At 70.9% G+C, this 8,617-nt stretch carries 10 protein-coding genes; 5 read left to right on the forward strand and 5 right to left on the reverse strand.

The genetic code is table 11. From position 1 onward, the window contains the following. The first annotated feature begins 11 nt into the window (after positions 1 to 11). A complete protein-coding gene (locus ACFC51_RS31610; RefSeq protein WP_376532093.1) occupies positions 12 to 1,313 on the forward strand; it encodes an extracellular solute-binding protein in 1,302 nt (433 codons plus the stop codon). A gap of 154 nt (positions 1,314 to 1,467) precedes the next feature. Then, positions 1,468 to 2,772, forward strand: coding sequence for a BNR-4 repeat-containing protein (locus ACFC51_RS31615; RefSeq protein WP_376378320.1), 1,305 nt, complete (start codon positions 1,468 to 1,470; stop codon positions 2,770 to 2,772). 100 nt (positions 2,773 to 2,872) lie between these two features. Here the strand turns inward: ACFC51_RS31615 and ACFC51_RS31620 are convergent, their stop codons facing one another. The 4 genes from ACFC51_RS31620 to ACFC51_RS31635 form a co-directional block, all read right to left on the reverse strand. Beyond that, positions 2,873 to 3,769 (reverse strand): RNA polymerase sigma-70 factor, encoded by an 897-nt coding sequence (locus ACFC51_RS31620; protein ID WP_376378317.1) that lies wholly within the window; start codon positions 3,767 to 3,769, stop codon positions 2,873 to 2,875. Between the two features lie 140 nt (positions 3,770 to 3,909). Then, a complete protein-coding gene (locus tag ACFC51_RS31625) occupies positions 3,910 to 4,275 on the reverse strand; it encodes a DUF1801 domain-containing protein (protein WP_376532095.1) in 366 nt (121 codons plus the stop codon). 97 nt (positions 4,276 to 4,372) lie between these two features. After that, on the reverse strand, positions 4,373 to 4,846 hold the full coding sequence (locus ACFC51_RS31630) for a carboxymuconolactone decarboxylase family protein (RefSeq protein WP_376378311.1): 474 nt from the start codon (positions 4,844 to 4,846) through the stop codon (positions 4,373 to 4,375). Between the two features lie 154 nt (positions 4,847 to 5,000). Next, positions 5,001 to 5,738, reverse strand: a complete 738-nt coding sequence (locus tag ACFC51_RS31635) for an SDR family oxidoreductase (protein WP_376378308.1) — start codon at positions 5,736 to 5,738, stop codon at positions 5,001 to 5,003. Between the two features lie 210 nt (positions 5,739 to 5,948). Between ACFC51_RS31635 and ACFC51_RS31640 the strand changes: the two genes are divergently transcribed. Beyond that, positions 5,949 to 6,263, forward strand: a complete 315-nt coding sequence (locus ACFC51_RS31640) for a glycosyltransferase (protein WP_376378305.1) — start codon at positions 5,949 to 5,951, stop codon at positions 6,261 to 6,263. Between the two features lie 178 nt (positions 6,264 to 6,441). On the opposite strand, the gene ACFC51_RS31645 is transcribed toward ACFC51_RS31640, so the two are convergent. After that, complete coding sequence (locus tag ACFC51_RS31645) at positions 6,442 to 7,185, reverse strand: LamG-like jellyroll fold domain-containing protein (RefSeq protein WP_376378302.1); 744 nt, start codon at positions 7,183 to 7,185, stop codon at positions 6,442 to 6,444. A 277-nt stretch (positions 7,186 to 7,462) separates the two neighbouring features. On the opposite strand from ACFC51_RS31645, the gene ACFC51_RS31650 reads away from it, so the two are divergent. Further along, positions 7,463 to 7,963 (forward strand): cupin domain-containing protein, encoded by a 501-nt coding sequence (locus tag ACFC51_RS31650; RefSeq protein WP_376378300.1) that lies wholly within the window; start codon positions 7,463 to 7,465, stop codon positions 7,961 to 7,963. Between the two features lie 127 nt (positions 7,964 to 8,090). Continuing rightward, a complete protein-coding gene (locus ACFC51_RS31655) occupies positions 8,091 to 8,534 on the forward strand; it encodes an SRPBCC family protein (RefSeq protein ID WP_376378296.1) in 444 nt (147 codons plus the stop codon). The last annotated feature ends 83 nt before the right edge of the window (positions 8,535 to 8,617 follow it).

Here is an 8,617-nt window from a genome sequence, read left to right on the forward strand (position 1 = left end):
ATGGAGAGATCATGACCACCTCTGGCATCAGTCGGCGCGGTGCGCTGCGCATGTTCGGCATCGGCGCGCTCGGCGCAGCGGGCGCCGGTGTGCTCGGCGCCTGCGCGCCCTCCGGCGCCGGTTCCCCGTCCAACGGCGGTGACCCGAAGTCCAAGAACTTCGACTTCACCTCCTGGTCGCTCAACGAGGAGGCCGCCAAGCCCTCGATCGAGAAGATCATCGCGGCGTGGGAGAAAGCCGAGAAGTCGAAGATCCGCGCGGTCTCCTACCCGTACAACGAGTACCTGAGCCAGCTCACCCTCAAGCTGGGCGGCGGGGAGACCACGGGTGCGGTGCACCTCGACATCGCCTGGCTCGCCGCCATGGCGCAGATGGGCAAGCTGGCCGACCTCGGACCGGTGGCGGGCAAGGGCGGCTACACGGACGTGGCGCTGAAGAGCGGCACGTACGACGGCAAGCAGTACGGGCTGCCGTGGAACACCGGATCGATCGGCCTGATAGCCAACTCCAAGCTCCTGGAGAAGGCCGGGATCACGAAGCACCCCACCACGGTCGAGGAGTTCGAGGCGGCGCTGCGCGAGCTGAAGGGGCTCGGCGGCGGAGTCGTGCCGTACGCCGCCGCCACGAAGGTCGCGCAGCTCAAGGACATCTTCCCCTGGATGCAGACCTTCGGCTGCACACTGCTCGACGGCGGGAAGGTCACGATAGGCGACGACGCCTCGGTCGACGCGGTCACCTGGTACAAGAAGCTGCACGACGAGAAGCTGATCGCCGCGGACGTGGACCGCTTCGACGCACGCGCCCTGTTCGGGCAGGGCAAGGCAGCCTTCTACGACGACGCGATCATCGGCAAGGGGGTGACCTCCGCCCAGTCGAAGGACAAGACGCTGGCCGGTGCCATGCAGCCGATGGAGCGTCCGGTGCTCAAGGCCGGGGACACGCCGCAGGCGCTGCTGTGGGGCGGTGTGATCGCGATCGTGAAGGGCAAGGGGCAGGACGCGGCGACCGAGTTCGCGCTGCACACCACCACCGACCAGGCCACCACCTCCGCATACTTTGCCGCGCGCGCACTGCCGCCGTCCACCACCGCGGGTCTGGCCGCTCCCGAGGTCGCCAAGGACACCTTCACCACGGAGTGGACCGAGAAGATCACACGGACGGCGACCGGCAGCCCGTTCTGGCAGTTCGCGCAGAACGCCCAGATCGAGGAGGCGGTCGCCAAGCAGGTGCAGGCCGTCCTCGTCGGCACGTCGAAGCCGAAGGACGCGATGAAGCAGGCCGGCGAGGAGGCCGCCGCCCTCATCAAGCGCTGAGGCCGAACGCCGTGGTCCGGGCCCGGCGAGCGCCGCACGCCTCGCCGGGCCCTGCTTCGCACGTCACCCCGCACGACGACCGCGCCGGCCCCAGGGGCCGCTGCTGTCCGCGTCATCGCCCACGCCCGCACACGCACCCGCGAAGGAGCTCATCTTGCGACGTCCCACGGTACGTACGTACACCGCGTCGGCCGCGGCCCTGGCCGCTCTCCTCCTGCCCGCCCCGGCCGCAGGGGCCGACACAGCGGGGACCACGGCAGCCGCGGCGACGGTGATCGAGAAGGTCCCGTACGCGATGGACTCGTCGAACCAGGCCGCGTGGTGGACGCCGGTCGCCACGTACAAGGGCCGCGGGCAGTACACGTACTTCGCGTTCAACGAGCCGGGCTCGACGGCCGCGACGCACAAGCCCGCCCTCGCACGCCGCGACCCTGACGGGGCATGGAGCCGGCTGCCGCTGCTGAACAGTGATGGGCAGCAGGCCGAGTTCCCCGACGACAACGGCCACAACCAGCCGTCCGTCGCGCGCGACGGCAGCGGCCGTCTGCACGTCTTCACCTCGATGCACGCCGACTCCTGGCGCTACTTCCGCACCGACGCACCCGGTGGGAACGTCACCGACCACGCGTCCGAACTGCCCGACCAGGGTGTGGGCATCACCTACCCGGTCGTCACCACAGCGCCCGACGGGGACCTGTATCTGGCCGCCCGCGTCGGTACCGGCTACGACCAGCGCCCCGGCAAGCTGTACCGCTGGGACAACGCCAACTCCCGCTGGAGCGTCGTCGCGACCTTCGCGAGCGCGCTGTACCGCTCCGTGTACCCCGACGACCTCACCGTGGACGCCTCCGGCCGCGTGCACCTCCTCTACGAGTGGGCGAAGGCGCCGGCGACCGCGTTCCGCCACCAGCTCTCCTACCTCACCTACGACCCGTCGACGGGCGCCTTCACGGACAGTACGAACACCACCGTCACCACCCCCGTCACGCCCGCCACCTCCGACGTCGTCCAGGACCTCACCGCGGGCGAGGAGTGGAGCGCCGACAACGCGTACACCGGTCCTGCGGTGCAGAGTGCCAAGCTCACCCTCGACGGCTCCACCCCGAAGGTCGCCTACCGCTACCGCTCGGCCGACAGCGGTGGTCACTTCCGCGTGTACTACGCCTATCCGAGCGGCGGCGGCTGGGTCGGCAAGACCGTGTACGCCGGCGGACAGACCGCGGCCGCCCTCGGCATCACGTGGGACGAGACGGACGCCAAGCGGGTCTACTACGTGACCACCTCGGGCACCGACCGGGTCTTCGCCGCGACCCAGTCGGCAGACGGATCCTGGACCGCGCAGTCCGCCGCGCCGGGCGTGAGCGCGGACCGGCTCTCGGTGCGACGGGACTCCGACGGCCGCGATGTGCTCTACCTCCCGGACACCCCACGCAACGCCCTGTACTACGCCACCCGTTGAGAGGACGTGCCGCTTGTCGCCGTCCGTACGGGGGTGAGCCCGCCGCCGTACGGACAGCGACGAGCGGCGCCGGCATCGTCCGTGGCCGCGAGGGTTCGCCTCACCCGTCCAGCGCGTCCACGTACGGGGCCAGCTTGGCGGGATTCATCACCCACATGAGGTGCTCGATGCCGCGTGCCGACGCGTCGACGGACAGCAGCGCCACGGCCCGGCCCCCGGCCATCACGAGGGCGGCCGGCCGTCCGTTGGCCTCGACCCGGCGAACCTCGGTCCCGGGCCAGAAGCGGGGCGCGAAGGCGACGAGATACCTGGAGACCTGCGGGCGCCCGGCCACCGGGATCCTGGACGCCCCGCGCACCCCTCCGCCGTCGGAGTGACTGACGACGTCCGCCGTGAGTACGTCCTCCAGAGCCGACAGACGCCCGCTCCGCGCCGCGGCCAGGAAGACCTCCAGGAGCCTTCGGTGGTCGGCGGAGCTGACGGGCTCCCTGCGCTCGGCGGACAGGTGCTTCCTGGCGCGGCTCACCAACTGGCGCGCATGGGCCCCGCTCGTCTCCAGGATGTCGGCGATCCGCTCGTACGGGTAGTCGAAGGCCTCACGCAGCACGTAGGCGGCACGTTCGACCGGATTCAGCTTCTCCAGGAGGAAGAGCACGGCGAGGTCGAGGGCCTCCGCCCGTTCCGCGCCCAGCTGGGGATCCGTACGCGTGTCGACCGGCTCGGGAAGCCAGGGGCCGGTGTACGACTCACGGCGCACCCTGGCGGACCGGGCCAGGTTGATCGCCAGGCGCGTCGTGACCGTGGCCAGGAACGCGGCCGGTTCCCTGACGGCTGAGCGGTCGGTCCCCTGCCACCGCAGCCAGGCCTCCTGGACGATGTCCTCGGCCTCCACGGCACTGCCGAGGACGCGGTACGCGATGCCGAAGAGCTGCGGCCGCGCTCCCAGGAATTCCTCCGTGGCCCGTTCGAGGGAGTGCGGGTCGTCCGCGGCGCGCATAGGTGTCCTCCAGCCCTGGACCGTCAGGCTACAAGCCGTCACAGCGGGATGCGGTCGCTGCCGGGGCGCGAGCCGGTGACCGGTCGCGTGGTGCCGGAGCGGCGGCCCGCACCCGTCCCGGCACCGCCGGGCAGCCGCTGTCAGTAGACCGTGCCGGGCGATCGGGCGGTGGCCCTCAGAAGGTCGCGGACGAGGCCGAAGTCGATGCTTCCGGGAGTACGGAAGCGCAGACAGCCCTTGCCCATGTCCTGGTCCGCCAGTCGTGCCTCGAACGCCTGCCGTACGTCGCCGCGCATGAGGTAGAAGGAGAGGTACTGCTTCTGGCTCGCGAAGGCGATCTCGGCGGCACCGTCCCGTTCGTACACGGGCATGCCGAAGGCCATGACCTCCTCGAACCCCGTGAGCTCGGTGCGGCACAGCTGCCGCAGTCCGCGCATGGCGTCCCGGCGGTCCTCGGGCACCGCGGCCATGTACTGGTCGACATCCGACGCCTCGCTCCGCACCATGGGCCGAGCCTACGCCGGGGTGCCCGGTGCCGGTGGCCGTTCCCCGCGCCGTCGGTGCGGCGAGGGGGCGGGCCACCGGCCGGGGGCCGTCGCAGGTTCAGCCGAACTGGCCGGGCTGGTAGCTCCCGGCGGGCTGCTGGTTGATGACGTTGATGCGGTTGTAGGCGTTGATGACGGCGACCAGCGAGATCAGTGCCACCAACTGGTCCTCGTCGTAGTGCTCGGCCGCGTTCGCCCAGGCTTCGTCGGTGACACCACCTGCGGCGTCGGCGATGCGGGTGCCCTGCTCCGTGATCTCCAGGGCCGCGCGCTCGGCGTCGGTGAACACCGTGGCCTCGCGCCAGGCCGCGACGAGGTGGAGGCGCTGCGCGCTCTCCCCGGCATGTGCGGCGTCCTTGGTGTGCATGTCGGTGCAGAAGCCGCAGCCGTTGATCTGGCTGGAGCGGATCTTCACCAGTTCCTGGGTGGAGGCCGGGAGCGTCGAGTCCGCCACCGCTCTGCCCGCCGAGTTGATGTGCTTCAGCACCTTCCCCGCGAGAGGGTTGCCGAAGTAGTCGAGACGTGATTCCACGAGGTTCTCCTAGCCGTGTTGCGGATACACACGTCTGACCGTGGAGACCCCGGACATGTGACAGCAGCCGGGGTGTGATCTGCGTCTCGCCGCGTGGGCGAGGTCCGCCGCACGGGTCCCGGCCGTCGTGCGGCGGAGGCCCGCGCCTCTGCTCTCAGCGGGCGGCAAGCCAGTCCGCGTAACGGGTGGGGGCGAGCGAGGCGTCGGCCGGGCCCGTGAGGACGTCTCCGCGCACGGCGGCGAACATGCCGGCGGTGTCGTCGGTGGTGACGGTACGGCTGTCGGAACGGGCCGCGAGCGTGATCCTGCCGAGCTCGTCGAGAGGGAAGACCTCGGGCCCCGCGACGTTGTGGATCCCCCGCAGGGGTTCGCCGGAGGCGACCGCGGCGACCGCGTCGGCGACGTCCTGGGCGGCGATGGGCTGGATGGGGGTCGTGGGCAGACGCACGGTGCCGGCGTCGGAGGTCCAGCTCAGGATCGAGTCGACGAACTCCATGAACTGGGTGGCGCGGACGACGGAGTACGGCAGCGGTCCGGCGGCGAGGACCTTCTCCTGGAGGGTCTTGGCGCGGTAGTAGTCCAGCTCGGGCACCTGGTCCACGCCGACGATCGACAGCACGACGAAGTGACCCACGTCCGCCTTCCGCCCGGCCTCCAGCAGGTTGTCCATCGACTGCTGGAAGAAGGCCGGTGAGGCGTCGTCGAACGTCGGGGAGTTCGTCAGGTCGACGATCACGTCCGCCTCGGCGACCGCCCGGTCGAGGCCCTCGCCCGTGAGGACGTCCACGCCCGTGGACGTCGAGTGGGGCACCGCTTCGTGCCCGGCGGCATCCAGTTTCTTCACGACCCTCGAACCGATCAGCCCGGTACCACCGACGACCGCGAATCTCATGACAGGCCTCTCCTCGGGGGATCCGCACCCGTGTCGCGGATCACCGGTCCAATGAAGCACGGCCGTCTCCGTGCCGCACACGCTCCTGCACCGGGCCGGAGTGCGGGCGGACAGGATCTGTTCGAAAACGGAAGGGGTGGAGCGGAGGCTTCCGGGGCCTGCCATTCTGTGCGCTGACACATCGTCGACTCCTGAGGAGCGTCACCACTCATGCGCCTGTCCCGTCTCACCTCCGCAGCCCTGGTCACCGCGCTCGGCCTCGCCGGTGCGCTCGCCACCGCCCCGGGTGCCGGCGCCGCCGCTCAGGCCGGATGCCAGTACAAGGTCGTGTGGCCGACCGCGGGCGTGTACGAGAACCCGAATCCGAACAGCGTGGTCGTCAAGACCAAGCAGGCGGGAGACATAGTCGGAGCATCGACCTGCGAGGGCGCGGCGTACAACGAGTACGGCTACGTGCTGGTCGCCACCGATGCGGCAGCGGACGGCCGCGGCTGGATGCGCGAGGAGGCGGTCGTCGCCCTCTGACCGCCCCATCGGGAACACCCGGCTGTCGCGGGCACGGCGCACGGCGCGGGGTCCGGCCTCCGGCGACGGCGGACCTGGCTGAGGCACGTACAGGGTGCCCCCCCCGACCGGCGGGCCCTTCGCGCTCTCCGCGGAGGGCCCGCCGCGGGGAGCCGACCGTCCTTCGGGGGCCGTCCGGTCAGTCCGCGGTCATGGCCGCGTGATGCTCCGCGAGGCGTGCCTCGGTCAGTTCCCGCGGGTAGACCGCGACCTTGCCGATCCCGCCGAGGAAGAAGGACCGCAGGGCCGCGCTGCCGATCCGCAGGGGGGACGTGGTGTTCCCGGGGACGATGTCGTAGTCGGCCAGGGCGTCGCTGTCGCGCAGCCGGCCGTCCCGGAAGATCTTGGTCCGCCCCGGCGGCACGGCCGGGCCGTCCGGTGCGGTGGTGATGACGAGCGCGTAGTGGATCCACTCGCCCGGCCGGAGCGTGTCCTGGAAGTACGATCCTGCGCCCAGCCCGCCCGGCGGGTTGAAGGCGTAACCGGAGACCCGGTTGAGGCGGCCCTCGGTGTTGTCCGCCGAGTAGATCCGCGCGACCCATTCGCACTGGTTGACGGTGGCGTAGGTGAGCTTGCCGAGCCAGTGGACGTAACCGGATCCCTCCGTACGGGGGAAGACCAGCACGTCCGGGCGCAGCCAGGCCTCGATGGTCAGTGTCCCCGTGGTGGAGACGGACAGGGCGTCGCTGTCGGGCACGTCGACGTACTGTCCGCCCGCGCCGTCGAACAGGGTCGCCGGGTCGCCGTTGGGCAGGTGCGTGTGCCCGGGGGAGCCGTGGTACGTCGCGGTCGGTCCGCCCGGCGAGACCTCGGTGCCGGCTCCGCCGAGTCGCAGGAACAGCACCGGGTCGTCCGAAAGGATCATCTGGTCGTAGCTGCTCACGGGCATCCTCCTCGCGGCCGGCCGCGCCGCGCCGTTGCCCGGTCCGGTACGACGGGCTCTCGGGGCGCAACGGCAGCGCGGCGGGGGACCGTCTCACCCTAGAACGCGGCGACCGTGGAGGTAACGGCGCCCGAACGGGTGCTGCGCGGCGGGTGAGGTGCGCCGGAGTGCGTCACCGCCAGGGCGCGCCGGTGGTACCCCCGATGCTGATTGGCCCATGATTGATACCCCCAAGTGGCCCTCGGTGCTGGGCCGGTGACGTCATAAAGTCGTGTCCATGACGGAGAACACGATCGACTCGCCCCTTCCGGTGCTCACTCGCCACGCCGACGCCGAGACCACCGTCGATCCGAGCAGTGTGATGCGGCTCCTCGGCGAGGGCCGCACCGCCGACGGAGGCTTCACCAGCTACCGGTCGTCCTTCGCCGAAGGAGCGGTGGGGGCGCCGGCCCACTTCCACACGAAGGCGACCGAGCTGTTCTTCGTACTCGGGGGAGCCCTGCGCGTGCTCGTCGGCGACGAGGTGACCGTCCTGCGGGAGGGCGACTTCCTGGCGGTTCCGCCGCACACCCCGCATGCCTTCGCCGCCGCACCGGGCTGCACCGCCGACGTGCTGTTCGTGTTCGACCGGCACATGGACCGCTTCGCGTACCTGCGTCTGCTCAACCGGGTCATGCGGGGGGAGGCGGACCCGAAGGAGATCGCCGAGTCCGCCCGGCGCTTCGACAACCACTACGTCGAGAGCGCTGTCTGGAGCGCCGCACTCCAGGCGTCGTGAGTGTGCGCGGACGTGAGCCGGGGGGCCGGGCGGGGTGACCGGGAAGCGCGCGGACATGCGTGCGCTGCCGACTACCGGGTAGTCGGCAGCGCAAGGCGTAACCGAGTGAATGAAGGGGTTGTTCTCCATGTCCGCCTCCCTCGTCGAAACCGTCGATATCAAGGCCCCCGTCAGCGTCACCTGGGCGCTGTGGAGCGATGTGACGCAGTGGCCCAAGTTCCTGAGCCATGTGCGGAGGGTCGACCCGATGGACGAGCGCCGGTTCTCCTGGCAGCTGTCCCTGCCCGGCGCGGACAAGGGCTTCGTCGCGGAGCTCACCGAGGTCGTCCCGCAGGACCGCATCGCCTGGAAGACGATCGAGGGCGTGCACCACGCAGGTGTGGTCACCTTCCACCGGCTCGACGACACGCACAGCCGGGTCGCCCTGCAGATCGAGTACGACCCCAGCGGATTCGTCGAGCACCTGGGCGCCCTCACCAACCTGGATTCCGCTCTCGCCAACTACGACCTCGGCGAGTTCCAGAAGCTGGCCGAGTCCACGGCGGCGGGTGACGGCCCCCGGGGGCTGTGACCACCGCGCGTCCACCGGGGCGCCGAACCCCGTGGCAGACGTGACCGCCCGCGCACACCCCGAGGTGTGCGCGGGCGGTCACG

Origin of the sequence: Streptomyces sp. NPDC055962 (assembly GCF_042270185.1) — a bacterium.
GTDB lineage: Bacteria > Actinomycetota > Actinomycetes > Streptomycetales > Streptomycetaceae > Streptomyces.